Annotated in this window: 24 protein-coding genes and 1 tRNA gene; 12 read left to right on the forward strand and 13 right to left on the reverse strand. The window is 54.2% G+C overall.

Annotated elements, in window-relative coordinates:
* The first annotated feature begins 223 nt into the window (after positions 1-223).
* The 3 genes from J8G15_RS01430 to J8G15_RS01440 all read left to right on the forward strand — a co-directional run bounded on the left by J8G15_RS01430 (position 224) and on the right by J8G15_RS01440 (position 1,149).
* On the forward strand, positions 224-445 hold the full coding sequence (locus J8G15_RS01430; RefSeq protein ID WP_210545504.1) for a hypothetical protein: 222 nt from the start codon (positions 224-226) through the stop codon (positions 443-445).
* Positions 446-783: 338 nt separating this feature from the next.
* Entirely contained in the window at positions 784-927 is a 144-nt protein-coding gene (locus J8G15_RS01435; protein ID WP_210545506.1) for a hypothetical protein, read from the forward strand.
* 78 nt (positions 928-1,005) lie between these two features.
* Positions 1,006-1,149, forward strand: a complete 144-nt coding sequence (locus J8G15_RS01440; protein ID WP_210545507.1) for a hypothetical protein — start codon at positions 1,006-1,008, stop codon at positions 1,147-1,149.
* Here the strand turns inward: J8G15_RS01440 and J8G15_RS01445 are convergent, their stop codons facing one another.
* Entirely contained in the window at positions 1,150-2,685 is a 1,536-nt protein-coding gene (locus J8G15_RS01445; RefSeq protein WP_210545510.1) for an IS66 family transposase, read from the reverse strand.
* A gap of 801 nt (positions 2,686-3,486) precedes the next feature.
* Here J8G15_RS01445 and J8G15_RS01450 point away from each other — a divergent pair.
* From J8G15_RS01450 to rimO, 8 genes are all read left to right on the forward strand, one after another.
* The gene (locus tag J8G15_RS01450) at positions 3,487-4,758 is read left to right on the forward strand and encodes an AAA family ATPase (RefSeq protein WP_210545511.1); all 1,272 of its coding nucleotides are present in this window, start codon (positions 3,487-3,489) and stop codon (positions 4,756-4,758) included.
* 1,529 nt (positions 4,759-6,287) lie between these two features.
* Complete coding sequence (gene istA, locus J8G15_RS01455) at positions 6,288-7,814, forward strand: IS21 family transposase (RefSeq protein ID WP_210545513.1); 1,527 nt, start codon at positions 6,288-6,290, stop codon at positions 7,812-7,814.
* Positions 7,815-7,868: 54 nt separating this feature from the next.
* A complete protein-coding gene (istB, locus tag J8G15_RS01460) occupies positions 7,869-8,633 on the forward strand; it encodes an IS21-like element helper ATPase IstB (protein WP_210547414.1) in 765 nt (254 codons plus the stop codon).
* 951 nt (positions 8,634-9,584) lie between these two features.
* On the forward strand, positions 9,585-9,863 hold the full coding sequence (locus J8G15_RS01465; RefSeq protein ID WP_210545515.1) for a YlcI/YnfO family protein: 279 nt from the start codon (positions 9,585-9,587) through the stop codon (positions 9,861-9,863).
* Positions 9,863-10,180 carry a type II toxin-antitoxin system RelE/ParE family toxin gene (locus J8G15_RS01470; RefSeq protein ID WP_210545517.1) on the forward strand — a complete coding sequence of 106 codons (318 nt, stop codon included), beginning with the start codon at positions 9,863-9,865 and terminating at the stop codon, positions 10,178-10,180. Before J8G15_RS01465 ends, J8G15_RS01470 begins: the two co-directional genes overlap by 1 nt.
* A 423-nt stretch (positions 10,181-10,603) precedes the next feature.
* Positions 10,604-11,086, forward strand: a complete 483-nt coding sequence (locus J8G15_RS01475) for a LexA family transcriptional regulator (RefSeq protein WP_210545520.1) — start codon at positions 10,604-10,606, stop codon at positions 11,084-11,086.
* A 453-nt stretch (positions 11,087-11,539) separates the two neighbouring features.
* Positions 11,540-12,073 carry a polyhydroxyalkanoate synthesis repressor PhaR gene (gene phaR / locus J8G15_RS01480; RefSeq protein WP_210545522.1) on the forward strand — a complete coding sequence of 178 codons (534 nt, stop codon included), beginning with the start codon at positions 11,540-11,542 and terminating at the stop codon, positions 12,071-12,073.
* A gap of 40 nt (positions 12,074-12,113) precedes the next feature.
* Positions 12,114-13,511 (forward strand): 30S ribosomal protein S12 methylthiotransferase RimO, encoded by a 1,398-nt coding sequence (gene rimO / locus J8G15_RS01485; RefSeq protein WP_210545524.1) that lies wholly within the window; start codon positions 12,114-12,116, stop codon positions 13,509-13,511.
* 266 nt (positions 13,512-13,777) lie between these two features.
* Here the strand turns inward: rimO and J8G15_RS01490 are convergent.
* Positions 13,778-13,862: transfer RNA gene (locus J8G15_RS01490), tRNA-Leu, on the reverse strand.
* Between the two features lie 214 nt (positions 13,863-14,076).
* On the opposite strand from J8G15_RS01490, the gene rnr reads away from it, so the two are divergent.
* Positions 14,077-16,380, forward strand: coding sequence for a ribonuclease R (gene rnr / locus J8G15_RS01495; RefSeq protein ID WP_210547415.1), 2,304 nt, complete (start codon positions 14,077-14,079; stop codon positions 16,378-16,380).
* Between the two features lie 91 nt (positions 16,381-16,471).
* On the opposite strand, the gene J8G15_RS01500 is transcribed toward rnr, so the two are convergent.
* The 11 genes from J8G15_RS01500 to J8G15_RS01550 all read right to left on the reverse strand — a co-directional run bounded on the left by J8G15_RS01500 (position 16,472) and on the right by J8G15_RS01550 (position 26,394).
* Positions 16,472-17,026 carry an HD domain-containing phosphohydrolase gene (locus J8G15_RS01500; protein WP_210545526.1) on the reverse strand — a complete coding sequence of 185 codons (555 nt, stop codon included), beginning with the start codon at positions 17,024-17,026 and terminating at the stop codon, positions 16,472-16,474.
* Between the two features lie 50 nt (positions 17,027-17,076).
* Entirely contained in the window at positions 17,077-18,306 is a 1,230-nt protein-coding gene (locus J8G15_RS01505; protein ID WP_210544748.1) for an IS256 family transposase, read from the reverse strand.
* 56 nt (positions 18,307-18,362) lie between these two features.
* A complete protein-coding gene (locus J8G15_RS01510; RefSeq protein ID WP_210545528.1) occupies positions 18,363-19,109 on the reverse strand; it encodes a PAS domain-containing protein in 747 nt (248 codons plus the stop codon).
* A gap of 10 nt (positions 19,110-19,119) precedes the next feature.
* The gene (locus J8G15_RS01515) at positions 19,120-19,962 is read right to left on the reverse strand and encodes an HDOD domain-containing protein (protein WP_210545530.1); all 843 of its coding nucleotides are present in this window, start codon (positions 19,960-19,962) and stop codon (positions 19,120-19,122) included.
* On the reverse strand, positions 19,959-20,291 hold the full coding sequence (locus tag J8G15_RS01520) for a hypothetical protein (protein ID WP_210545531.1): 333 nt from the start codon (positions 20,289-20,291) through the stop codon (positions 19,959-19,961). The genes J8G15_RS01515 and J8G15_RS01520 overlap by 4 nt, the downstream gene beginning before the upstream one ends.
* Positions 20,288-20,803, reverse strand: coding sequence for a PAS domain-containing protein (locus J8G15_RS01525; RefSeq protein ID WP_210545533.1), 516 nt, complete (start codon positions 20,801-20,803; stop codon positions 20,288-20,290). Before J8G15_RS01525 ends, J8G15_RS01520 begins: the two co-directional genes overlap by 4 nt.
* 30 nt (positions 20,804-20,833) lie before the next feature.
* On the reverse strand, positions 20,834-21,724 hold the full coding sequence (locus J8G15_RS01530) for an EAL domain-containing protein (protein ID WP_240538408.1): 891 nt from the start codon (positions 21,722-21,724) through the stop codon (positions 20,834-20,836).
* A gap of 45 nt (positions 21,725-21,769) precedes the next feature.
* Positions 21,770-22,843, reverse strand: coding sequence for a diguanylate cyclase domain-containing protein (locus tag J8G15_RS01535; RefSeq protein WP_210545535.1), 1,074 nt, complete (start codon positions 22,841-22,843; stop codon positions 21,770-21,772).
* Positions 22,844-23,134: 291 nt separating this feature from the next.
* The gene (locus J8G15_RS01540; RefSeq protein ID WP_210545538.1) at positions 23,135-24,628 is read right to left on the reverse strand and encodes an NAD(P)H-hydrate dehydratase; all 1,494 of its coding nucleotides are present in this window, start codon (positions 24,626-24,628) and stop codon (positions 23,135-23,137) included.
* 26 nt (positions 24,629-24,654) lie between these two features.
* Positions 24,655-25,542: an MBL fold metallo-hydrolase gene (locus tag J8G15_RS01545; protein ID WP_210545540.1), complete on the reverse strand. Its 888-nt coding sequence runs from the start codon at positions 25,540-25,542 to the stop codon at positions 24,655-24,657.
* Positions 25,543-25,551: 9 nt separating this feature from the next.
* Positions 25,552-26,394, reverse strand: a complete 843-nt coding sequence (locus tag J8G15_RS01550) for an HDOD domain-containing protein (RefSeq protein ID WP_210545542.1) — start codon at positions 26,392-26,394, stop codon at positions 25,552-25,554.
* Positions 26,395-26,412: the final 18 nt, after the last annotated feature.

Here is a 26,412-nt window from a genome sequence, read left to right on the forward strand (position 1 = left end):
ACGCTGAATTTGGATAACCCGTTCTCAATAGAAAATATTTTTTATTTCGATCGACCAGATCTCGACGCAAACGGACAACCTGAAATTGTATTGCCTAGGTTCAGCAGCAGCTACCCCCCATTTGGGGGAGAGGCGAGAATAGAATTCGATATTTTATGTCTGTAAGACAATAATTTCATTGATCGTGAAGGAGCCAAGAGCGACTGCAGCACAACAGGTGCGCTTGTCTTCACCCCCAACGGAGACCAATGCGTTGGGACCTGCGTCTTTAGTGATGTTGCGCCGAGTGAAGCAGCAAAGCCCACTTGAAAACATTGGATTTTCTGGCCCCGACTGGAGTCTGAGCATGACGGACCTCATGGGAATGGTGGAGCAGCCTTTTCTTTTGTCGCTAAAAGAGAATACCAACTTGAGTTTCATCTTCAATGACGTCGTGGACGACTGAAGCCTGAGAAAGCGGGAAACGTTGACGCTCGAAGTCGGCAAATAGTCTGGCAGCCCGTTTCCCTAATCCGGCGCGAAAAACCGCGTAGTTGGCTGGCAGCCCCCTTTTTTCACTGAGGCGCAGTTAACTATTCAGCTCACCCCCTTGGGGCAACTGGTGAAGCCTTCTATCTAGTCAACTCTCGCGACAATCGTCTTGTTGGGCACCCTGGCGGCCCACGCCTGCGGTCAAACCCCCTGCTTTGAAATCGGAGTGTTTGCAATCAAGCCAGTGAACTCCTCCCTTGTGTTTTGGCTGCCTGGGTTCAATTTGGCATGTGGCTTCAGAAGAAATACAGCATGCTCTGGTTGATGCAAAGTTATGCCTTTACGGCACAACAGGCGCAAGGGCTTGTGCCAGAGCTTGGTAGCCCACCCGGGTTCGACAGTTCCAAGCTCAAGATTCACCTGAATTCCAATGAAATCAAGGACTTAGTCGCTTGATTGGCAAATTACTGTATTGGCGCGATTGTCGTAAAAATATTTAAATTTACGTATAAATCCACTGGTTAAAGTAATGGCGTGTTTATAAAACTTACCCGCTGTGGCCCCAACGAATACGTCCAACTCGTAGTGGTTTACCGCGACGACGCCGGTCGCCCCAAGCAACGCACGCTGGCCTCTCTGTGGCGCGTTGATCGTAAGCGCGCCATTAACCCCAGGTAGTCAAGGCAATGGAATCGGCGATATTTCTGGTAGGCGCAGGTTCCACGGCAGAAGCGCTTCAACTTCTTCGACCGTCTGTGCAGCTGGCAATTCACGTAGCACCCGGCGCAGCCAGGCATAGGGCTCCACACCATTTGCCTTGGCCGTTTCCACCAAGGAATAGATGACGGCGCTGGCGTGCGCACCAGCGCTTGTGTCGCTGAATAGCCAGGCTTTTCTTCCCACCACGAAGGGACGGATGCTGTTCTCGCAACGGTTGTTGTCAATCGGCAGATCGGCGCGCTCGGTGTACCGCGAGAGCATGGGCCACAGGTTTTTCATATACGCCAGAGCGGTGCCCAGAGCACTCTTGGGCGTGACCAATGGCACGGTTTTGGTCATCCATGCATGTATCTCTGCGAGTGTCGCCACGCTCTGGTCCTGCCGCGCCGCATGGCGCACCTCTGGTTTGGCGTCTTTGAACTCCCGCTCAATACGGTACAGCCTGCCAATAAGCGCAACCGCCTCATCAGCCTTGCCGCGTTTGCCCTTGGGCTGCACCCGCACGGCCTCCACAAAGCGTCTGCGCACATGTGCCCAGCAGGCCAAACGCTCAATTCCGGCGGTGCACCCGATGTCACCGTAGCCCGCGTACCCATCGGTCATCAAATAACCTTTGAATCCCTCCAGCACCCGCGTGGGCACCGTGGCGCTGCGACTTGGATCGTAGTCAAACAGAACCACCGGTTTGTCCGGCGGCCCGCCCGATTGCACCCACATGTAGCTGTTGGAGGTGGGCGCCTTGGCGCTCTCTTTGAGCACCTGCACCACCGTCTCATCCATATGGATCAGGGAGCAGTCGAGCAGGATGTCGCGCATCAGGTTGTGCAACGGCTGCAGCAATTTGCCACCGCCAATAACCCAGCGCGCCAGGGTCTGACTGGGTACCGGCGCATTGTGGCGCTCAAGCACACGGCCAAAGCGCGTAAGCGGCATGCCATCGACAAACTTGACCGTGTACAGCATGGCCAAGAAGTCCGCACTGGCATTGCTCTTGGGCAGAGGCTGCGCTGGCAAGGGCGCCGTAACGGGCGCGTGCTGGCTGCCGGGGCAACCATAGCGGTTGCGGATGTTGCGAATCACGCGCACCTGCATGGGCACGATGTCGAGTTGCTCGCTGATGTCCTGGCCGATTAACACCATAGGGGAGCCACAAGGGCAAGTGCGATCAGATTCAGGCACATCGTGCACGACATCCATCCGTGGCAGACCTGCAGCCAATGGGGCGCGTTTGCCGCGTGCGGGCTTAGAGGCTGCCTTGGTGGCGTCGGCAGCGCCAGATGCATCCTGGGTTTCTTCGGCGGCAATGGGGGCCGTATCGTGTGCGTCTGTGCTGGTTTGGGCGAGCACTTCGGCTTCGTCAAACAAGCGGCTCTGGGCGGACATCTGTTCGGAGCTTGCGCCGAACATGCGTTGGCGAGCCAGTGTGGCCTGCTCGAGCATGCGGATGATGTAAGCGTGGGCCTCGTCGCGAACGGCCTGCATTTCTGCGCGCATTGTTTGCGCTTCTTGATGCAGAGTTTGTACGACCTTTTGCTGTGTCACCAGGAGCGCTTGGAGGGCTCCAATATCGTCTGGCAAAACGCTTGGAAAACTGAACGTTTTAGCAGCCTCTTCAGACACCTTCTCCAGAGATGAAATAGGTGTTTTAAGGGCATCATGTCAACTACCTGCGATACGGACCAATATGAAAATCCTGAAATATGGTTTTTAGCAACATTTTTTTTGCTGTGTGTGATAACCTGATTTTGTTGGATGTTGGGGTGGAGAAGCCGTCACGCATGGGCGAAACTGTCTTCCTCAACATGTCGCCCATCACGAAGATTGAAGTGACTGCTTCGCGATAGTGTTCCTTTGTTGGAACGCACCTGGTTAGTTTTTTAGATGTGGGTGAGGTCTTTACGTGCCACAACACCAGGTCAGGATTCTGTAATATGGGCCTAAACCCTGCTCCTATTTCCCTTTTGGGTAGAAGAGCTGTCACGACTCACCTCGAAGAAGCCACTCAGTTTTCGGATCGGGTGGTTTTCTTCGTTTTTAGCCCGCTTGTTTAAAACATCAAATTTCGGCAGGTAGTTGAAAGCCAAGCTCGGGCCGCTGGTGTGCACTCGGTCACACAACATTTTTTAGAGCTGGTCTATCTGACTAGCTCAAAAGCCCACCTTTTTTTGAAGGATCTCGGTAAACTCCCATCTCAAATTTTTATTTTCTTGGTGGCCCGTGAGTTGCCACTTTTTTCCAAAGCGCGACGCGCATGCACTGGGCATGGGTGCGCCGTTTTGGTCAAAAGGATAGAAAATGGAACTCGAATTCGAAAGCCTGCCCGACTGGCTGTTGGTCAAAACATCACACTCAGTGCCCACCTACTGGGTGGACGTCATTAACGATTTCTTGCAGGTTATCGCCTCCATGTTTGTTGTGCGGGGACGAGAAACTGTACTCGTGCACATGTACAACAGGGGAGATCGGCTCTTGTTCGAGGTGGACTATCCCAGCCACTTCTGCGCAAAGAAATCGGCCGTTGATGTGATTCGCCAAGTTTTTAGCCAAATGTCGATTCATGCACATGCATGTCTAGGCATGAGCGACGACATCGGTCAAAAAGTGCGTGTTTTTAAGGTGGCGACAGGCCAGGGCGCAAACGTAGCGCGGCACCCAGAAACAGCAGAGCGAATCAAAGCAACCGTTGAAAAAATCAAGCAGACCGGCGAATTCAGGCCACTGAAAGCGCCGCCCAGGGATTGGGTCAGAAAGTTGGAAATGCTGCGGGAGTCGTTTCCAAATTTCGCGAGTGTGATCGATCTGGTTGTCGCGCCGCACATGGGAATCCTGGCAAAGGGTGGCTACCACCGCCAATCGCCCATGCTGCTGGTGGGCCCGCCCGGAATAGGCAAGACCCATTTTGCAAACGCGCTGGCTTCGACCATGGGGCTGCATGGCGCGCTTTTCATCAACATTGCAGAAGAAACTAACGCTGCCAGCTTGGGTGGCAGTTCGGTTTTCTGGGCCAATTCAGCGCCGGGCAAACTTTTCGAACTGCTGGCCTGGGGGGATGGGGGCAATTCGCCTGTGGCAAATCCTCTGGTGATCCTCGATGAGCTTGATAAGCCAACGGCCACGCAGTACAACCCAGTTGCATCGTTGTACACACTGCTCGAAGGCGATACTGCCAGTCGCTTCGTGGATCAGGGTGTCCCGGATGTGGTCCTTGACGCCAGCAGCGTGCGGTTTGTGGCAACCGCCAACGATGCATCCCTGATCCCCGAGCCCCTCCTGGGACGCATGGTGGTTTTTCACATCGCCCATCCAACAGCCGAGCAGTTGCGCGGCGTTGTGCGCGCGATTTATGCGGACTTGATTGATCGCACCCGGCTGCCGCTCAAGCGTGAGCTGCCTGATGTGTTGATTGACGCAGCCAAGGGACTCAATCCTCGCGAAGCCAAGATGCGCATGGAATGCGCCATTGCAAAGGCGGTGTCAGCAGGCCGTGACTGTGTGCGGCTTTCTGACTGGCCGGACTTCCCAACGGCTGCAAGTCACGGGCGTCGAAGTATCGGCTTTACCGGCTAGGTCCGTTGCCCTCGTCGTGGCGTAGTCTGATCGCATTCCTGTGCCCCCTCAATCTGTCTACTACTTGCTCGGGCAGAACGTTGATGCATTAGTAAAAGAGGCTCCAGCAACGATTTACGCTGGATGGACGCCATGGCGTGAAATCTGGCGCCCCCCAGCGTGTCATCTGGCGCTCTGGCGTGACTTATCGACACCAGTTGGGGATCTAAACCAGATGCGGCCTTTTTGCGTAGTGCGTTTATTTTTGTGAAGCATAAACGCCTCGGCACCTCTCCAATAACATGGGTATGGTGGTTGCTTGTTGCAAATCACTTGGCGCAAGAATGCATCAAATAGTCTGGCACACACGACCCGGAAAAAAAACGGGTCGCCAATCCCGGCTTCGTTATTACAAGGCCCTCAATCTCTTCAGGATGGCGGCAGTAGTTTTGAGCCTTGACGAGATCGCGCGCGAGATCAGCGATTTCGTGCGTGGTGGAGATCGAAACGCCGCCACTTTGTGCATCAGCCCACAAAGTGGAGTTCAACCCTGATCCGTGCACACGGCAATCAACTCTTCGGCGAGTGCATCGTGATCGATCTTGGAGTCCGCAGGGATCAGTGACCTAAAAAAATTTACCGAGATGCATGGGTGTGCTTGTCGGACAGGCGGGGTTGGTGTCTTGGCTGAGTTTTGGGTTGTTGGGTTGTTTTGGGGTGGTGTTCGCTTTTGACATGGTTTGGGGGGGGCCTTTGGTGTACCGTGGACGGCTCTGGCGAGCGAGCCCGAAAACTGTGCAATGTCGATGTACGGTCACTCAGCAGGTTTCTGAGCTGTGCGATGCGGGGTCGGGGAAGGTCTCGGGCTGGCCAGAAATTCCGACGGCTGCCTCTCATCAGCGCCGCGGGATTGGGTTCATGGCGTAAGCTAAGCAAGATCGATTAGCGGAAACACCAAATTGTGAAAGACATTTTGGTGTTTCAAGCGAACAAGCGTGTTTAAAAAATTTCGAGCTGGTCTGTCTGACCAGCTGTCAGTTTCACGCTGGCGCAGTCATCGGCTGCGGGTATGCATGGGACCGTGTGACTGCTTGAAACGGCAGCGTGTAAGGGGTTTTAAGCGGCTTCGTGATGGCATGATGCACGATGTCGACAATCCTCCGCTCGCGAAAACTCAGTTTGAGCTGGTCTGGCTGACCAGCTCAAAATTGCGGTTTTTCCAATCCTTCCTGGACTGGGGTGTGACTAACAATTGATCTCGCACAGTAATAATTGTGCGCGCACAACTGGTTTAGGGAAATCAATGACTTACGAACGCTGTATCGGTTTTTCGTCTGCTGATTCGCACAAAAATAACGCGCACGTGGGTATTCCAGACCATCGTGACCGGTCATTCCGGTCGAACGTGACCGATTTCAGGGTTTGACCGGAATGACCGGTCACGCCACCGCAATCGTCGGTCACGAGGCCGCAATCAGATACCGCAGCGTGTGATGTTGCGCATATTTCCATAAACCTCGGGTGGCCTCTTCGGCTTTGCTGGAGTGGGCATGCCCGATACCCGAAGGATCAATATGCGCAAGATACGGGACGTCCTACGTCTCAAACTTGAATCCCGACTCTCCCATGAGCGAATCGCCGCCGCCCTGAGCCTGTCCAAGGGAGTGGTCAGCAAGTACGTCAGTTTGGCAAGCGCCGCTGGCCTGGATTGGGCCCAAGTTCAAGCCCTGGATGACACGGCACTGCACAAGTGCCTGCTGGGCACGCCTCAGCGCACCAGTGCTTTTGTGGTGCCCGACTATGCCCGCATCCATCAAGAGTTGCGCCGCAAAGGCATGACCTTGATGCTGCTGTGGGAAGAGCACGCGGCCCGGCACCCCGGTGAATCCACCCACCGCTACGCCCAGTTCTGCGTCAACTACCGCAGCTACGCCAAGACCCTCAAGCGCTCCATGCGCCAGGTTCACCGGGCTGGCGAGAAGCTGTTCATCGACTACGCCGGCCCCACAGTCGCGCTCAGCGACGCCAGCCGCGCCCACATCTTTGTCGCTGCCCTGGGCGCGTCGAGCTACACCTTCGCCTGCGCTACACCCCGCGAGACGATGGCCGACTGGCTGGGTGCGACGGCCCAGGCGCTGTGCTTCTTTGGCGGTGTGCCCCAGCTCATCGTGCCTGACAACCCCAAAGCCTTGATAGCCAATGCTGATCGGTATGAACCACGAGCCAACGAGACGGTGCACGACTTTGCGCGCCACTACGGCACCTCGTTCCTGCCCGCACGGCCCTACCACCCGCAAGACAAAGGCAAGGTCGAGTCCGCCGTGCAGGTGGTGGAGCGCTGGATTCTGATGCGATTGCGCCACCAGCGGTTTGCCACGGTCGATGACGTCAACGAGGCCATCGCACCGCTCTTGGAACAGCTAAATGCCAAGGCGTTTCAGAAGCTGCTCGGCAGCCGCGCCAGTGCGTTTGCACAACTTGACGCCCCGGCCCTGCAACCGCTGCCCCTACAAACCTGGGAGTTGGCCGTCTACAAGACCGTGCGAGTTCACATTGACCAGCACGTTGAGTTCGAGGGCCACCGTTACAGCGTGCCGCAGTCACTGGTTGGGCAAGTGCTGGAGGCCCGCGTGACGGCGCGCACGGTGGAGTTGCTGCACCGGGGCCAGCGCGTGGCGTCTCACCTGCGCTGTGCGCACAAGGGTGGATTTACCACCGTGCCTGAACACCTGTCGGCTGCCCACCGGGCTCACCTGCAGTGGACGCCTGAGCGACTCATCCACTGGGGCAACAGCATTGGCGTGGCCACTGGTGCCTTGGTGACGCGCTTGCTGGAAACACGACGTCACCCCGAGCATGGCTACCGGGCCTGTCTGGGCTTGTTGGCATTGGCCAAGCGCTTTACCAAGCCACGACTGGAGGCCGCCTGTGTGGTGGCGCTGGAATTGGGCACCACCAACAGCACCCACGTGCGTGACATTCTGGTCAATGGGCGTGATCAGGTGCAGGCCAGCACTACGCCAGAGTGGACCAGCCCGCAGCATGCCCATGTGCGTGGCGCGGGCTATTACCAATGACCCATGACACCCAGCATCTCGCTCACAACCACCTACCCGACAACAGGCATTCCCATGAGGATGAACACCACGATTGAACAACTCCGCGGCCTGCGCCTGACTGGCATGGCCACCGGTTTGCAGGAACAGCTCACCCAGGCCGGGATGACGGGAATCAGCTTTGAGGAGCGCCTCGTACTGTTGGTGGACCGCGAAGTCCACTGGCGCAACGATAAACGCCAGACTCGACTACTCAAGGATGCCAAGTTGAAGCACCGCCAGGCCAGCATTGAGGATCTGGATACCCACGCCGGGCGGGGACAGGAGCGCAAGGCTGTCATGAGTCTGGCATTGGGTGACTGGATTGAGAGCGGTCACAGTGTGCTGATCACTGGCCCCACTGGGGCGGGCAAGTCCTGGCTGGCCTGCGCATTGGCGCAGTACGCCTGCCGCCGGGGGCACTCTGCGTATTACCAACGGGTGCCCCGATTGGGTGAAGAACTGCGCATCCGCCACGGCAACGGCACGTTTGGCAAGTGGCTGCTTCAAATGGCCAAGACGGATGTGCTGCTGCTGGAGGATTGGGGAATGGCCGGGATTGACAGCCAGACTCGCGCTGACTTGCTGGAGATCATTGATGAGCGGGCAGCCAACAAAGCCACCATCATCACCAGCCAATTACCGATTGAGCATTGGCATGCCTGGGTGGGCGACGCCACGATTGCTGACGCTATTCTGGACCGAGTGATGCAACGAAATCACCGTTTCACCCTCACGGGCGAGTCTCTTCGTCAGAAGCCAAAAGCAAGCAAAAAGGAGGTCAATCCAGACCCATCGTGACCGACACCCCTACAATTTAGATGCGCAATACCGCACGCTGCGCCACCGGTCACGATCGACCGGAATCAGCGGTCACGATCGCCGGAATACGCACGCACGACTTTTATGCAGAGCATGTGTCGAAAGAGGGTTTTTAGCGGCTTTGCGGTGCGCCTAAACCCGGCAACCCACTGGGTGAATCGCTGAGGAACATCCCAAGGGAACACTACTTACGTCCCGCGCCACTCCTACAGAAGCAAAAGACTTCAAAGACCTCTTTTGCATCGCGGCTGATTGAATCAAATTTTCTAATCACATCGCCTGCGGTATTCTGTTTACTAAAGTACCCTTTCATCCTTTTCCGAGGTGTTCCTGCCGTTAACGGACGAGCCCCTCGAATCTCGTGTTCACAATGACGTCTTGAAACCGTGAAGTTCTTACTTTTTGCCATTGCGATTGCCACTTCTTTAGTGATTCTGAAATTCTGGGCGCCCAACAACTGGGCGTCGCTCGAGATCATGGTTGGCGCTGGGCTCGTTCTAATCGTGGCAACGGCGGTTGCCATCGTCGCGTCGCGAAATCGACAGCGAAGACGACTGACTGATATGCGAGATTCTGCGCTTTGGTGACTGCGTATGGCTCTTGACGACCAACAGCGGGTGCTCACGGGTGTCAGCTTCCGGGCAATGAAAAGATCTTTACCGTTGAGGTTCTATAAAGCTGCCGCTCAATCGGCGGCATCTCGTCCGCATTGCTGACGCTGGCGACGGAATAGTCTGGGACAGGACTGCAGCGGCTGCTGTCGGCCGCCAACGCCAGCTTCCGGGTCAGCCAATTTCATCGATTTGGAGGCTGGTCAACCGCCGTTCAAAGGCCTCGGCAAGGTGCCCCAGCTGACATTGATGCCACACGGAACCGGCCACGAAAACCTATCTTTCTTAATGTGAATTGCAATTGCAATACAATTCAATAATGAAAACTGCAACCATACCCCCGATCCGCGTCGCGCCTGAGTTTAGGATCGAAGTTGAGGACGTCCTTGAGCAAGGTGAAACGCTTTCAGAATTCGTCGAAAACGCCGTACGTCAAACAGTTTTGAAGCGCAAGCATCAAGCTGAATTCCTGCGTCGGGGCATCACTGCAATCGAGGAAACAAAGCGAACAGGCGGAGGCATTGCTGCGGAGGTCGTGGTTGCCAAGCTTGAAGCCAAGCTGGCGGCTGCACGTCGAACCCAGTCTCAGCACAGTTGATGATTTATACCGTTCAATTCAGTGCTGCTGCCGACGAAGACTTGGAGAGGCTTTTTGATTTCATTCTCCAACGTGAACTGGAAAGTGCAACTGGTGATCTTGACATTCCCGAGAGAGCGCTAAAGGCCATCAAAGAGGGCATAGGCCTTTTGCGGTCATCTCCATTTGCCTGTCGCAAGGTTGGGGAAAATCCTTTCATCCGAGAACTCGTGATCACTTTTGGACGCTCAGGCTATGTGGCTCTTTATGAAATAGTTGATGACAGCACCGTCATCATTGGTGCAATCCGTCACCAACGGGAAGATGATTACCACTGAGTCAACAAATTGTTGGTGCGGTGGCTCCCAATCCCCGCCACTGGTCAATCGTGGATGTGGCTGCCATCGAAATCAACGCCACATAGCTGACCTTCAAAGGTGACATGAACAGCCGGTTTGGATGAGTCATTTCGGCAAGTTGGCTGACCGGAAGGGGCACCAAACAGCCGCACAACGGTCAGGCAGCCATCACAGCCACGACTGGGGTTTCGAAATCGCCTGCCGCGCTTCACTTCAGACAAGGGTGCCGAGTTCCTGCTCTTCTTACCAAGTTACCCCCACGACCTGTGGTCTAAGCTGTTGATAAGTCATTGAACAACTGCCCGATGTGCCGCCAGTGCTGGGCTAGCGGGTTGCGCCTAAAAAGAAGGCAGTGGGTGATGACACGGGGTGGGATACTATGCTGTATAAAAAAACAGTCATATGTCGCACGCCATCCTAGACCTCAACACGCCTGTCCCAATTTCCCAGGCCCCACTCTGGGTAAATGCACTGCCATGCCGGATCACGGCTGGCTTTCCCTCGCCTGCCGAGGACCATGTCGTGCAGCGGGTTGACTTGATGGCGCAGTTGATGCGCCATCCTCAGGCCACCTACTTGCTCCGAGTGCGCGGTGAATCCATGATTGAGGCGGGCATCTTTGACAACGATGTGGTGATGGTGGACCGTGCCATCACGCCGCGCTCCGGGCAGGTGGTGGTGGCCGTGGTCGATGGCGACTTTGTGTGCAAGACCCTGTACCAGCGCGGCGGGCGCATCAAACTCAAGGCCGCCAACCCCACCTTTGCCGACATCACTCCCAAAGATGGCCAGACGCTGGAAAGGGCTCAGTTTTCGGTCGGCGGCAACAAGCCAACTCATGATCTCGGTTATTGGATTGGATTCCTGGGGCAAGTGCGTCGATGATCTTTTGCCAGAGCACAAAGTGTTTTTCAAATTGGTGTGACATTTGGGGCAGTACAATGGGGCAGTTGGTGGGATTCAAGGGTGTTTACGGGGGTCTATAGCTTGAAGAAATTCAGTAAAAGCTTAAGATAGCCTGATTATATATTGGTTCGAGTCCAATCGCGCCTACCAGTATTTCTATCTGAGGTTAACCAGACTCAGGTGTTTTAAGAAATGCTGACAAATTGAAATCCGAATCAGGCTTGAATCCTATTCGGATTTTTTTGTTTTCCGCTCTGGATTTATCGGTGCATGATTGATGTTCTCGGTGGTTGGGACTCAGCAATGAATTCAATCCCATCCCATTCATGTGCTAACAGACGTGGCCTTGATCCCTGTGGATCGATGACTCTTTAGAATGTGTTGCACTGCAACAGAATCAAAGCGAGCTCAACCTGAGCCGCAGGAGAACGCATGCAAAACAAAAAAAGCACCACTGGCGTGACCGATCAACGGGTCATCAAAAAGTATCCAAATCGCCGTCTGTACGATACCGATACATCGAGCTACATCACTTTGTCTGAGGTCAAGCAACTGGTGATGGACAGTGAACCGTTCGTTGTTCTTGACGCAAAGACCTCTGAAGACCTGACGCGCAGCATACTGCTGCAGATCATTTTGGAGGAGGAGTCCAATGAGTCCCCGATGTTTACCGCGCCGGTTTTGGCCAGTGTGATTCGGTTCTATGGCAATGCCATGCAGGGACTCATGGGCGGGTATTTGGAAAATAATATCCAGTCTCTATTGGATGTTCAAAGCAAGTTTTCAGAGCAATCAAAAAACTTGTCGCCTGAGATGTGGGCGAAATTCGTGGCGATGCAGTCACCTGCTCTGCAGGCCATGATGGGGGGCAATCTGGATCAATCCAAAAATATGCTGCAACAAATGCAAGATCAAATGCAAAAGCAGACCGATCAAATGCTGGACGCATTTGGTATCAAGCGGTAGTTGGATTGACCGTCAAATCCGTGGGCATGTGAGTGAAGCAATGAGTACAAATATCAATACAAGCGTCAAAAATTCGCCCAAAGTGGGTTTCGTCAGTTTGGGCTGCGCCAAAGCGCTAACGGACTCCGAGTTAATTCTGACCCAGCTCAATGCGGAAGGCTATCAAACCTCCAAAACCTTCCAGGGCGCTGACCTTGTGATTGTGAACACATGCGGATTCATTGACGATGCAGTCAAGGAAAGCTTGGACACAATTGGGGAAGCCCTTGCAGAAAACGGCAAGGTGATCGTGACCGGATGCTTGGGCGCCAAGTCAGCGGAAGGCGGTGGCAACTTGGTTCGCAAAATGCACCCGAGCGTGTTGGCCGTAACAGGCCCGCAGGCGACGCAGGAGGTGATGGACGCCGTCCATGCCAATTTGCCGAAGCCACATGACCCGTTCATTGATCTGGTACCGAATACCTTCGGTGTGGCGGGCATCAAATTGACGCCAAGGCATTACGCTTACGTCAAAATTAGCGAAGGGTGCAATCATCGTTGCACTTTTTGCATCATCCCTTCGATGCGAGGTGATTTGGTCTCCCGGCCGATTGGCGATGTGCTTCAAGAGGCGAAGGCCTTGTTTGAGGGCGGCGTCAAGGAGTTGCTGGTCATTAGTCAAGATACATCCGCCTATGGCGTTGACATCAAGTACAGAACTGGTTTCTGGGAAGGCAAGCCGATCAAGACGCGTATGCTGGACTTGGTGAAAGCACTTGGCGAGATTGCTGAGGGCTACGGTGCTTGGGTTCGCTTGCACTATGTTTATCCTTATCCCAGTGTGGATGAGGTGATTCCCTTGATGGCGACGGGCAAAGTGTTGCCCTATTTGGATGTGCCGCTCCAGCATAGCCATCCAGATGTATTGAAGCGCATGAAGCGCCCGGCAAGTGGCGAAAGAAACCTGGAGAGAATTCAAAAATGGAGAGAGGTATGTCCGGAAATTGTGGTCCGAAGCACGTTCATTGCTGGATTCCCGGGCGAGACTGAGGAAGAGTTTTCACATCTGCTTGATTTCATGAAAGAGGCCAAAATTGACAGAGCTGGCTGTTTCGCATATAGCCCCGTTGATGGCGCCACGGCCAACGACCTTCCCGGCATGCTGCCAATCGAGGTTAGGGAAGAACGACGAGCGCGTTTTATGGCAGTGGCTGAAGCCGTGTCCGCGGCCAAATTGCACCAGCGCATTGGTGCGACGATGCAAATATTGGTTGATTCCGCGCCGGGGATGGGTAAAAAAGGCGGCGTTGGCAGGTCTTATGCCGATGCGCCCGAGATTGACGGCGTCGTTCGATTGTTGCCGCCAGAAAAGATCAGCAAGACCTTGAAGGTGGGAGAGTTCACAAAAGCCCGTATCGTTGGAGCGCAAGGACACGATCTGGTTGCTCAGCCGTTCTAGTCCGCGTTGGCAGTTCGACAAATAAACCGTCGACATCTCGGCGGTTTATTTTCATTGCTCAATTATTGAGATGTAGGTTGAGTTGGGAGGCTGTCATGACCCCGGCTGTTCAAAGTCTGAACGATTCGTCGAAAAGGCAGCTTGGACGTTGATATTGCTACCGGACTTATTGTCATGACACATCGCCTGCCAGGATAATAGCTGTTGATCCATGAATTGAGGGCAAAGAAAAAGCCCCTTGTTTTCACAAGGGGCTCTCAATTTTCTGGTGCCCGGAAGAGGACTCGAACCTCCACACCTTGCGGCACACGGACCTGAACCGTGCGCGTCTACCAATTCCGCCATCCGGGCATGCAAGAATTATAGCATGGCGTATGAGGCAAAATCGCCGTGAATTCACTGTCGAAAAGGTTTGTCGCAAAGCTTTATGCTTTAGGATGGGCGATGCCTGTTTGTGGCATAAGCCATTGATTTCAATTGAATTTTTATTAACGTTGATTTCCCATGGCGAAAATTGAGCTTGTGCTCTCATCGCCGCTCAACTATGCAGGAAAGAGGGTGATTTATCAAACATAGCAGCCAAACCAATCAAGCTCTGGACGAAATTTCTGGAGTTGTTCAGGGGCACCGGGATGGACATGGATTTGTTGCCCGTGACGACGGCGAGTCAGATGTCTATTTGCCGCCGAACGAAATGCGGGCGGTCCTGCACAAAGATCGAGTCAAGGTTCGGATCGTTAGAAGTGACCGCAAAGGGCGCCCCGAGGGGCGGGTGTTGGAGATCACGGAGCGATCCAATCAACCCATTATTGGCCGGTTGCTGTTTGAGAGTGGTATTTGGATTGTTGCGCCGGAAGACAAACGGTACGGGCAGGACGTGATGATTCCCAAGTCCGCAACTGGTCCAGCAAAGCCTGGCCAGGTTGTCGTAGTTGAGTTGACAGAGCCTCCATCGTTGTTTGGTCAACCCGTGGGTCGGGTGAAGGAAGTCCTTGGCGAAATTGACGACCCCGGCATGGAAATCGAAATTGCCGTTCGCAAATACAGTGTTCCACATCAATTTTCAGAGGCTTGCATCGCATTGGCGAGGACGCTTCCCGATAAAGTACAACCACAAGACAAGCGGCATCGTGTTGACCTTAATGACATCCCACTCGTCACTATCGATGGTGAGGATGCACGAGATTTCGATGATGCTGTTTATTGCGAACCGACAAGGGTTGGGCGCGGAAAATCAGCCCTGAAGGGTTGGCGGCTCCTCGTGGCCATCGCTGATGTCAGCCACTATGTGCAAACCGGCTCAGCGATTGATGTTGATGCCTATGACAGGGCCACGAGCGTTTACTTTCCGCGACGGGTCATTCCCATGTTGCCGGAAAAACTCTCCAATGGGCTTTGCTCCCTCAATCCTGAGGTCGAACGTTTGTGCATGGTCTGTGACATGGTGGTCACTGAGGATGGTGAGGTTTCTGCCTATCAGTTCTATCCGGCCGTGATGTGGAGTCATGCTCGCTTTACCTATACCGAGGTCGCGGCGATTTTGGCGAATACGAGAGGTCCAGAAGCGCTCAAGCGAAAAGAGCGGGTGGTTGATTTAATCAACCTGCACGACGTGTACAACGCCCTATTAAAGTCACGGGCACGTCGCGGCGCAGTTGATTTTGAGACAGTTGAAACTCAAATTGTGTGTGATGAGGTTGGACATATTGAGCGGATTGTTCCTCGCACTCGCAACGATGCACACAAGCTAATTGAAGAGGCCATGCTCGCGGCCAACGTCTGCAGTGCCGACTTCATTGCCCAAAGCAAACATGCTGGCTTATTCCGCGTCCATGAAGGCCCCACACCTGAGAAGAAAGAGATACTTCGGAACTACCTCAAGGTCACCGGGGTGGGGATGACCATTTCTGACGATCCATCGCCAGGTGAATTTCAGGCCATTGCGAATGCGACCAAGGATCGACCTGATTCGGCGCAAATTCATTCGATGCTTTTGCGCTCAATGCAGCAGGCGATTTATACCCCGGTGAACGGGGGACATTTTGGATTAGCGTTTGATGCCTATACCCACTTCACCAGCCCGATTCGGCGCTACCCTGACTTGTTGGTTCACCGGGTCATCAAATCTATTTTGGGTAAAACCAAGTACAAACTGCCAGGTCTGCCGACTCCCGGTGAGGCCCATGCCAAGTTGTCACGTCGACTAGAAAAAGGGGCTGTCGCGAAAGAAAAGGACGGTGAAAAGCCGAAGAAACTCAGTCCAGAAACTCAGGCGTGGCAAGCGGCGGGCTTGCACTGTAGTGCCAATGAGCGCCGAGCCGATGAAGCCAGTCGCGACGTCGAGGCATGGTTGAAGTGCAAGTACATGCACGAGCATCTTGGTGAGGAATTCAGTGGTGTGGTGAGCTCTGTGACCAGTTTCGGGGTTTTTGTGACCTTGGATGCGATGTATGTGGAGGGGTTGGTACACATCACGGAACTAGGTGGCGAGTACTACAGGTTCGACGAGGCACGCCAAGAACTTCGCGGTGAGCGCTCTGGGATGCGTTATGCAATTGGATCAAAGGTTCAAGTGCAAGTCAGTCGAGTTGACTTGGATGGGCGTCGCATTGATTTTCGGCTCCTGCACGAGGACGACGGGTTGACGCGTCGCGGCGGGAAGGACGGGGCAATGGCGCGCATTGGAGGCGTTCCGACGGAGCGTCTTGCTCCAGAAAAGGATTCATCTTCGCCCCGCCGTTCCAGAAAAGTGTCCGAACCATTGGCGAGTATGCCGCCTGCCGGCAAGCGACATGCCGGGAATACGGTGGCTAAACCTGAAGGTGTCAAAAGCAAAGAAAAGGGTCGAAAGCCGAGACGCCGAACCTGAAGTGGTTTGGGATGTACTTTGTCGTGCACTTCAAGTGGAACAGCCAAGCTCACAGATGAGCTTGGCTGTTCCTAGTTAACGCTACATATTGTTACGCTGCCTGACGAACATAGGCCATTAGCTCCGCACCAGCTGATCGCTCAAAACTCAGAATGCGGCCGATGATCCGGGCATCAAGGACATGGTCAGCAGATAGCATCAGCATGCCACTGGGCGCCAATAAGTCTCGGGAGAGAATCATCCCTGCTTGCAGGTCACGAACGGGTATCGCCACTTCACGGACTGAATTCTTACTGGCATCCGATTGAGCAGGCCCAGAGGTTACTTCGGTAAACGCGTCCACGACCTCGGGATCGTAGCGATTCCCGCGTCCGTGCACGATAAATATCTGCGCACCCCCTGCCGTCAATTGCCTGGCTGTCAACGCACCAATTTGCATATTGTCATAGTCACTGGCAAGGGTCAAAATTCTGGCTCCAATCGGGATGCCATTACCCGAAAGGTTGCCGGGCGTGCCAGTCCCATCAAACCGTTCAAACTGAGCGCTAATGATTTCGGAGGCTCCCCGAAGTTCTTGCAATGGCAGTAGCAGGTGTTCCGCTTGAACGGCATGGCGTCGATAGGTGTCTAGTTGCGGTGGCTTCATGGTTCCAACGGGCAGAGGGTGTCCCGAATTTTGTGTAAACGGCGGTTAAGTTAGACGCGCGGCATGCGCTCGTCAAACTGAATGGTAAAGCGGTTCAGAGCAGCCTTCCAATCCCGAATCGGCATCGTCCATTTCTGGCTGATGTTGTTCAGTGCCAGATAGAACAGCTTGAACACTGCGTCCTCAGTTGGGAACGAGCCGCGGGTCTTGGTTATTTTGCGCAGGCTCATGTTCACGGACTCAATGGCGTTGGTCGTGTAAATCACTTTTCGGATGTCTGGCGGGTATTCAAAGAACGGTATCAAGCGTGTCCAGTTGCGCCGCCAGGAGCGCCCAATCGGAGCGAAGGAATCGTCCCATTTGACCTCGAATGCCGTGAGTTGTCGCTCAGCTTCGGATTCAGTGGGCGCAGCGTAAATCAGCCGCAAATCCGCGGCGACTTCCTTGCGCTGTTTCCACCCCACGAAGTTCAGGCTGTGACGCACCATGTGAACAATGCAAAGCTGCACCGTCGCCTTGGGGAAGACTGCCTCAATGGCGTCAGGGAAACCTTTGAGCCCATCTACGCAGGCGATAAAGATGTCAGCCACGCCCCGATTCTTCAGTTCAGTCACCACCTGCAGCCAGAACTTGGCCCCTTCGGTTTGGGCCATCCACAGGCCCAGTACCTCTTTGAGGCCGTCCAGGTTGACGCCAATGGCCAAGTACAGGGCCTTGACCCGCACAGTACCGTTGTCGCGCACCTTGACGTGAATGCAGTCCATGTAGACGATGGGGTACAGCGCCTCCAAGGGGCGCGACTGCCAGGCTTTGACCTCGTCCATGACGGCGTCGGTCACGGATGAAATCAGGGTAGGAGACACTTCGGCGCCGTACATCTCCTGCAGATGGCCTTGAATCTCGCGTACCGTCATGCCTCGGGCATACAGCGACAGTATCTTGTCGTCAAAGCCGCTCCAGCGGGTCTGGTGTTTGCCAATCAGTTGGGGCTCGAAGGTGCCGGCGCGGTCACGGGGGATTTCTATGGGTAGCTGGCCAAAATCGCCTTTGAGCGTTTTCTTGCTGCACCCGTTGCGGGTGTTGCCCGCTTCATTGGCAACCAACTGGTTCTTGCCGTGACCCAGGTGGCCGGTCAATTCGGCTTGCAAAGCTCGCTCGACCAAGGCTTTGGTGAGCTGCGTCAAGAGGCCATTCTGGCCAATCAGGTCTTCGGGCTTTTTGTAGTCGGCCAACAGGGCGTCAATCAGCTCGGCGGGTAAGGGTTTCATCTCTACGGTCATCTCGGCTCCATGCAAGACAGCAGTTTCCTGCCAAATAACCGTTTACACAAAACTTCTTACACCCTCGAAAAAATATACCCAATCAGATTATTGATCTCATGCGCTACGCCGGCCGCCAACTGCCCAATTGACGCCAGCTTCTCCGACTGAACCAAATGTTCATGGGCGGCCGATAACTCGGCGTTTAGCCCATTTAACTCCGCGTTCTTGTCCAACAGTTCACGCTCGGCTTGCTCACGCCTGGCTACGTCATCCTGCAGCGCTTTATTGATGTCTGCCAATTCAGCCGTTCGTTGTTCAACCAGCTCCTCGACCTCAACCTGTGACTTCATGAAGGCCGATTCGGTAATTTTCCGCTCAGTGATGTCCTGCAGTGTGCCAATAGCGCCGACGATGTGGTTTTTCGAATCACGTAGTGGGGTTGCAGTCAAAAACAGCCATCTACCCGATGTGCCCAAATGGGGGAACAATTCTTCTGCCTCATATGCATCGGGAATGACCAATGAACTGCGGTACTGGTCTTGAAAAAAATCTTCCACAATGTCGACGATGGAGCCGTCAACAATCCGGTCAGCCAAAGTGAGTCGTACCTCCCCATAGAAATGGCGCCCAATGGCATTTGACCCAATCACTTCCTCAGCACGCACGCACAAGGTCGGAGAACAGGCCCGGTTCAAATGGGTGACGACATGATCCACATTGATGACAAATGTGGGGACCGGACTGCTTTCAAAAAAAATCGCTTGATGGTCTGAGCCACGCCCATTTGTTCTAGTGGCATCAAATGGGTTCATTTCTGTCATGTGGATGCCCTCATGGATTGAGTACAAGGCTTGCTGGAACAAATTGCCGCTCTGCGTTTTTAAACACTTGAAACAAGGTTGCTTCATCGACGCCTAGTCTTTCCATGAAGCCGGACGGAATGCTTGGAACCAGGTCACACGGGTCGTTTGAAAAATCAAGTGCGTGGGCAATGGCATCCGCCGCCATGATGACGAACGACGTTGGCGACATGTCTGCAAGTGTTGCGCTATGGTGGCCAGCAATGGCCGATTGAATGACGAGAGGGAGCCGCCATTGGCTAGCAATTAGTTCCCCAACCTTTGCATGGGTCATCCCAAGCACTGTTTGTTCGGCCTCTAACAAGCTGCAGTCATGGGACACCCGATACGCCATGGCCGACTCATAGTGGGTTTGAAACTGCGTCGCCAGAACCAATCTGCCAATGTCATGCAGAAGCCCGCCCGTGTAAGCCTGTTCTGGATTGACTTTGCAATGCGGTGCCAATTCCTTGGCACAAATGGCACATGCCAACGCATGTCGCCAAAAGGGGGCAACGCTGAACCCGTTGTCGCTACTTGAACTGAAAACACCAATCAGCGCGGCTGTGGTCGCGAGATTGCGTACGGTTCTAAAGCCAAGCAATGTTATGGCATCGTGAATCGTGCTGATCTGCTGCGTCATGCCATAAAAAGACGAATTTGCCAGCCTCAGTGTTTTTGCAGTCAAGGTTTGGTCCTTGGCAATCTTGCTGCACAGGTCACTGATATCAACATCCTCTTTTTCCATTGTGGCCAGCAGTTCAATCACCACAGCAGGAAGTGAAGGAAGCTTGTGGTCTGTCCGGTGTATTTCGTCGACAGTAATCGGGTTCACGTGAACTCCCTCCTTCGGTAGCGTTGCACGAGTTCCAGCAGCTCTCTTCCATCCCCAGAGTTTGAAGACTGACGAAAGAGCTGAGTTAGACGGTCCTGGATGGATTGATTTGAAGCGCTGATTTCGATGGGCGAATTTGACGGAGTTGGCTCTATTTCCTCAACCCAAATTGAAGTGACACCTCTTTGATTCAGCACGTAAATCCCTGCCATATCGAGTGGCGCGCCTTCGGGGAGAATCAGCTGACCATGCTGGGTGTTGACCGGCCTGGCGAGGCGCATGCCGGCTTCTACCTGATCCAAATTCAACAGGCGCTCAGGGCTCGTCATGGTGTTGGTGCTTTCTGGTCAAAGGTAATGAGTTTGCCGCGCGATTGGGAACTTGAACCCATGCAAGCCCAGGTCACGGTGAGTGAAGCCCCGTCAATGCAGATGTCACTTGCGTGGCCCTCGTCTACTCGGTCAATGGCGGCGTCGATTGATGGCAGTGCATAACTGAGTTCGCTGCCCAGCAGCGGGCCTTCATTGCTAAACAAACGTTGTGCCGCGGCGTTGACCAAGGCGATGAGGCCCTCGTCGTCAACGCCAATCACAGGGGATAGAATATGCTCCAGCACTTCTCTGACAATCTCCAGACTTGTCTTTTCGCGCTCGGCCTGAGCGCGGGCCGAGTTGAGGAGGTCATTGAGTTGGCGGTTGGCGGCAACCAGCTCCTGGTTGACCGCACGAATTTTGATGTCCAGCTTTCGGTTCTCCTCTTGCAGCCCCGTCAATTCAATAGCCTTTTGAACTTGGTCCCGAAGCTGTTGATCGTCCCAGGGCTTGGTAAGAAACCGGTACACAGCCCCTTCGTTGATAGCGTCCGTGACAGATTAAAGTTCGGTATACCCGGAGAGCACTATGCGTATGGTGTCGGGGTAATTGACTTTCGCAGCTCGGAGAAATTCAACACCCGTCATACCTGGCATTCGTTGATCGGAGATGATGATGTCCACTTTATGTTTAGAGAGGACATCCAGACCTTCTGGTCCACTACCGGCCGTCAGAATTTGATGCCCATCTTTGCGAAATAAGCGCTTGAGCGAGGAAACAATATTGGGCTCATCATCGACCACCAAAATGGTTCGCTGTGGCCTATGCAAAGTCAGTAAATGGGATGGTAGTTGCCGGCCTTGCGCGAAGAGTTCTTCGATCTCTGCAGCGGAGATGGGCTTTGAGAAAAAATAGCCTTGAATCTCGTCACATGCATTGGCGCGCATGATTTCGCATTGCGCTTCGCTTTCAACCCCTTCAGCAATCACCTTGAGCCCGAGACCCTGGGCCATCCCAATAATCACCTTGACGATCACATGGTCGCTGTGGCTGATGGTGATTTCCTTCAAAAAGGACTGGTCGATCTTGACTTTGTCAAACGGAAAACGTTTGAGGTGACTTAACGAAGAGTACCCTGTACCAAAGTCGTCCAGAGACAGGCTGACGCCAATGCCTTTCAATTCTCTGAGGAGTGACTCGCTGCGTTGAACATCACCCATGAGTGCGCTTTCAGTCACCTCCAAGTAGAGCATGTCTGGGGCTACATCAAAATCTGAAAGGGCAGCTTTGACCTGTTGCACCAGCTCATTGCCATCGAATTGAAGGGCGGAGATGTTGACCGCCACGTGGGGAATCTGCAACCCCTTTGATTGCCAGTTCTGAATGTCTCTGCAGGCCTGCCGAATGACCCATTCGCCAATCCCTTTGATCAGGCCTGATGCCTCAGCCAAGGGAATGAATTCAGAAGGAGGAATGGCGCCAAGTTCAGCATGAGTCTAACGCAGCAACGCCTCCATCCCGCTGACTTGTCCCGTTCGCAAGTCGACCAAGGGTTGGTAGACCAAGTTGAGTTGGTTCAGAGTCGCCGCGCGTCGCAAGGCATTGACAAGTTGCTCTTGCTTGAGCATCTCCTGGTAAATGTCGTCGGAGTAAAACTGAAACGAGCCACGTCCATTGATCTGCGCACTATGCAAGGCGATTTCCGCCGATTTGAACAGCGTTTCGAAGTCCCGCCCATTGGCAGGAAAACAAGCTACGCCAATGGTGGCTGTTGGCGAGAGATCATGGCTGGACAGTCTGCACGTCTCAGCCAGTGTTGAAAGAATTTTTCTCGCCATGTGTTCGGCTCCATTGGCCGGTGTGTTAAGCAGTACTAAAAAAAACTCTTTGCCGCCAATTCTTGCGACGATATCTTGTTCTCTGATCGATGCATTCAGTCGATGGGCCACTTCGATCAGCATTTCGTCGCCGATTTGATGGCCGAAAGTGTCGTTGATCGATTTGAAGTGATCGATGCCAATCAACAACATTGAAAGCGGCTCTCCAGCACGTTGCATGATGGCAATGCTTTGGTCGGTCCGGGCTCTTAACTGTGTTCCGTTGGCGAGGCCGGTTAGGGCATCGAAATTTAAAAGTCTTTCAATTTTGTTTTCAGCGGCTTTGGCATCGGTCAGGTCACTAAAGCTGCCAACATAATGGGTGATGCGGCCATCCTGGTCTCGAAGCGCCGCGATGGTTGTCCACTCAGGGTAGTCATCGCCATTTTTGTGGCGCCTCCAGATTTCTCCAGACCAATTACCTTCGCTTTCGATAGTGCGCCATATGGCTTGGTAGAACGCGAGGGAGTGCCGCCCAGACGACAAAAAACGGGGATTCTTGCCAAGAACTTCTGCTTCGTCATAGCCGCTTATGTCGGTGAATGGCTTGTTGACTCGAACAATATTGTGTTCCGCGTCGGCCACCAATACGCCTTCCCTGCTTTGCTTAAAGATGACGTCGGCGACTTTGAGTTGGGCGTCGCTTTCATTTTGCGTGAGCGCAGAGCAGGGTTTACCTGTGGGATATCGCATGATGTAACCCTATATCAAGTTCAACTTGGGCCGCTGCGGCATTCTGAATAAGTCGTCAATTCAACACATGGATCATTGACCAACTGAGACATGATGCCCCACGCGGGGTGCCTTGTACATCATTGAGCGACTTCTTGGCCGCCTTGCCAGCGCAACAGTGCAAGTTATGCGCCAGCAATAGAGGATAGAAATCCGTTTTGAGACGATGAATTGCGACTTTCGCGTGCGAATCCTGATTGGATGGGTACCCCTTGATTTGAGTGGGCGATTCGCCGTGGTATTCGCGTTATCTCAGTGGCGGTCGAGCGTTTTCAATGCATCGTTCGAGTGCATCCGGCCGGTGGCGAGGGCGCCTGCGGTCAATGGCAAATCGGCGGGCCATTGGTCTGCCAGTCGGCCGTGCTGAAAGACCGCGCTGGCAGCGGCTTCAATGCCTGTCAAACCCATGGCGAGGCCTGCCCCGATCATCCCTGCGAGTACGTCACCGGTGCCCGGCGCCGCCAACCTCGCGTTGCCAGTCGGGTTGATCAGTGGAGTCTGGCCGGGTGCAGCCACGACGGTTCCGGAGCCTTTGAGAACGACGATGCAACCAAATTGCTCCGCCAATGTTGTGGCCGCCTTTAGGCGATGGGATTGCACTTCGGCCGCTGTCCCCCCCAGTAGTCGTGCCGCCTCCAGCGGGTGCGGTGTCAGGACGGTGGTTAAGGCAGAGTTCATCCGTGACATTAGGTGCGACTGAAGCTGACGATTTTTTGCGATTGAGTTGAGAGCGTCTGCGTCAACAACAACAGGCGACGAAGTCCTCAACATGTCTTTTAGCCAGTCCTCAATTGCGTCTCCGCCACCACAGCCACAGACGATGGTCATTGATTCAAGTGCCAGTTGATCAACCGGTCGGATCATCAATTCCGGATGGTTGGTATCTGCAGTGATGGCCTGTTCGTCAAGAAGGCCCACAAAAACTCTTCCGGCGCCTGCGCTCAAAGCGGCCGAACCGGCCAGCAGGGCAGCTCCAGTCATACCTCTGGCGCCACCGATGACGGCGACATCACCGTAGCTTCCTTTGTGTGACGCATGACGGCGCGGACGTTGAGGTGGCGCACCAATAAGCCGCGCTGTGGGCCCGATTCTCGAGACGTCCTGCTCGTCCAAAAAAGTACTCAAATCATCAAGCCAATGAGTGCCCGACGCATCACGACCGTGTGCGGTGAATAGGCCTGGTTTAAGTGTCAACAAGCTCAACGTGTGCGTGGCATGAACATGATTTGGGGTGACCACGCCGGTGTCAGCACACAGGCCTGTGGGGATATCAATAGCCAATACTGGCGACGTGTTGACGTTCATGGCGGTCGCCCAGTTCAACATTTGACCGGCCAATGGGCGGAGATTCCCGCCGAGGCCCAACATGCCGTCGACACTCAGTTCAAAGTGCTGGGGCATTTTCTCGCTGAACTCAACGCCGGCTTGGCGGGCGCGGTGGTATGACTTGGCGGCATCGCTGGACGCTGTGTCGGCATTACCCAGCCAGGTAACGATTGGTTTTTTCCCCCATTGTTGTAAGTGAACGGCGGCCTCCAGGCCGTCGCCACCATTGTTGCCTGGGCCGCAGGCCAGCCAGATGCGTTGACTGTGGGGCGCAACGGCCATCGCTAGTCGGGCCACTGCCAGTCCGGCTCGCTGCATCAATGTGTGGGAAGGCAGATTTGCCTGCAGCGCCTGCTCCATCCGGCGGGTTGCCGCGGTGTCGTAGAGGGCATGCTCGGCGCTGGCCGTGATGCGAAGCATGGCGTCTCCTAATTAGTGGGCGAGTATTAGAACTCGTAGGTTTCACCTTCTATCGCCAGTCGATATTCTGGGTCGCCGGGCTGTCGAGGGTTGTCAAGTAGTACCTCCCGGAAGACCTCGTCCAGCGCGTCATCACTTCGGGTGGGCTCATGGTGGGTGCAGAAAAGAACCTTGGCCCCCGCCTCTTTGGCATATTGAATGCTGGTATGAAACGTGCCGTGCCCCCAACCTTTTTTGGCAAGGTATTCATTCTCGGTGTAGGAGCAGTCTGCGATCAAAACGTCGACGCCCAGCATGGCTCTTCGTATGCCTTCTGCTTTCTCTTGCACAAAACTCTGGTATTGGGCGAAGTCGTCGTCACCGGGTTCATAGATGTTCTGTGGGGGTTCGTGGTCGCCGGTAAAAAATACTGATTTGCCATTGGCTTCGATACGGTAACCGAAGTCAATTACCGGGTGATTCATCAGGTAAGGGGTGACGGTGGCAGAGCCAATTTGAATGCTTTGCTCGGGGGCGAGCGTGACGTATTCGATGTTGGCCTTCATTTCTGCTTCTCTAACGGGAAAGTAGCTGTACTGAAGTTGAACGGCCATGACCTGCTCAATGCCTTTGCCTGAGACTGGATCGAAGGCGCCGTGCAGTCGCAGGGTGTTGCCGGGAATGAAGTTGGGAATAAAGAAGGGAAGACCCTGAATATGGTCCCAGTGAGAGTGGGAAATCAGCACATTGGCCGTGACAGGCAATTCGGCCAACAAGGTCTGTGACAAAGGGAAGATGCCCGTGCCCGCGTCAATAATGATCAGTTCGTTGTTGTCTGTACGAATTTCAATGCAGGTCGTGTTTCCGCCATATCGGACGGTTTTGGGTCCTGGCGAGGCGATGGAGCCGCGTACGCCCCAGAATCTGACTTTCATTCGCAATCCTCAAATTTTTGAAAACACCTTGGCTTCTTCAAGCAATGGCTTGAGGTCGCCAAGCGACTCGATCACCTCGTCCAAGTTGCCCCCTAGTCGGGCCTGAATCGTTGCCGGTAACTCGTCGACCCACGGGTTGCCTCCAAAACCAAATTCAAGTTTCTTGCTGATTTGGTTGGCAGCGAAAACACAGGCAATCATGTCAGTGTCTTTCAGATCGTCTGGGCGCTGGTGGCGAATGGTTTCAATCAAGTTGGGTGCAAAGCGCCATTTCTCGACCAACATCGCGCCGACCAGCGCGTGGTCCACGCCAATCAGGCGGCGCAGTGCCATGTGCAACGAAGTTTTGGTGTCCCGGCTTATATCCAGGGCCAGCAGAAACTCGGTTGGCATGAACTGGGCAAAAACCACTTTCCCAAAATCATGCAGCAGGCCGGCAATGAAGCAATCCATGGGGTCTGCGTCATCGACACGCATCGCCAGTTGCTTGGCAATACTCGCAGTTGCCAGCGAGTGAAGCAAGTACTGCTGGCCGTCAAATCCGGCCGCGTTGTCCTTGGGCAGCATGCCAATTGCGGCAATGCTCAAGGCCAGGTTTTTGATGGTGTTAAAGCCCAGGTAAACGACCGCATGGTTGATCGACGTGATTTGCTTGGGCAAGCTGTAGTAGGCCGAGTTGACTACCCGCAAAATTTTGACGGTAACAACTGGGTCTTTATCAACCACCTGCACGAGGTCTTTTGCGGCGCAGTTAACGTCGCGGGTGAGTTCCAGAATTCTTTGCACGCTTTTCGGAAACGCAGGCATGCCATCCACTGCAGTGGCTAGTTTTTGGGCGAGTTCAGGGCTCATGGCGTGAATTGTCTGTCA

This window comes from Rhodoferax sp. PAMC 29310, from assembly GCF_017948265.1.
Classification (GTDB): domain Bacteria; phylum Pseudomonadota; class Gammaproteobacteria; order Burkholderiales; family Burkholderiaceae_C; genus Rhodoferax.

Coding starts and splice junctions, on each gene's coding strand:
- J8G15_RS01540 (WP_210545538.1), bottom strand. CDS start 24,628: ATGCTTCGCATCACGGCCAGCGCCGAGCATGCCCTCTACGACACCGCG.
- phaR (WP_210545522.1), top strand. CDS start 11,540: ATGCAAAACAAAAAAAGCACCACTGGCGTGACCGATCAACGGGTCATC.
- J8G15_RS01535 (WP_210545535.1), bottom strand. CDS start 22,843: ATGCGATATCCCACAGGTAAACCCTGCTCTGCGCTCACGCAAAATGAA.
- J8G15_RS01470 (WP_210545517.1), top strand. CDS start 9,863: ATGATTTATACCGTTCAATTCAGTGCTGCTGCCGACGAAGACTTGGAG.
- J8G15_RS01520 (WP_210545531.1), bottom strand. CDS start 20,291: ATGACGAGCCCTGAGCGCCTGTTGAATTTGGATCAGGTAGAAGCCGGC.
- J8G15_RS01545 (WP_210545540.1), bottom strand. CDS start 25,542: ATGAAAGTCAGATTCTGGGGCGTACGCGGCTCCATCGCCTCGCCAGGA.
- J8G15_RS01550 (WP_210545542.1), bottom strand. CDS start 26,394: ATGAGCCCTGAACTCGCCCAAAAACTAGCCACTGCAGTGGATGGCATG.
- J8G15_RS01505 (WP_210544748.1), bottom strand. CDS start 18,306: ATGACCGTAGAGATGAAACCCTTACCCGCCGAGCTGATTGACGCCCTG.
- J8G15_RS01500 (WP_210545526.1), bottom strand. CDS start 17,026: ATGAAGCCACCGCAACTAGACACCTATCGACGCCATGCCGTTCAAGCG.
- rimO (WP_210545524.1), top strand. CDS start 12,114: ATGAGTACAAATATCAATACAAGCGTCAAAAATTCGCCCAAAGTGGGT.
- J8G15_RS01475 (WP_210545520.1), top strand. CDS start 10,604: ATGTCGCACGCCATCCTAGACCTCAACACGCCTGTCCCAATTTCCCAG.
- J8G15_RS01465 (WP_210545515.1), top strand. CDS start 9,585: ATGAAAACTGCAACCATACCCCCGATCCGCGTCGCGCCTGAGTTTAGG.
- istA (WP_210545513.1), top strand. CDS start 6,288: ATGCCCGATACCCGAAGGATCAATATGCGCAAGATACGGGACGTCCTA.
- J8G15_RS01445 (WP_210545510.1), bottom strand. CDS start 2,685: ATGCGCGCAGAAATGCAGGCCGTTCGCGACGAGGCCCACGCTTACATC.
- J8G15_RS01450 (WP_210545511.1), top strand. CDS start 3,487: ATGGAACTCGAATTCGAAAGCCTGCCCGACTGGCTGTTGGTCAAAACA.
- istB (WP_210547414.1), top strand. CDS start 7,869: ATGAGGATGAACACCACGATTGAACAACTCCGCGGCCTGCGCCTGACT.
- J8G15_RS01510 (WP_210545528.1), bottom strand. CDS start 19,109: ATGACAGAAATGAACCCATTTGATGCCACTAGAACAAATGGGCGTGGC.
- J8G15_RS01435 (WP_210545506.1), top strand. CDS start 784: ATGCTCTGGTTGATGCAAAGTTATGCCTTTACGGCACAACAGGCGCAA.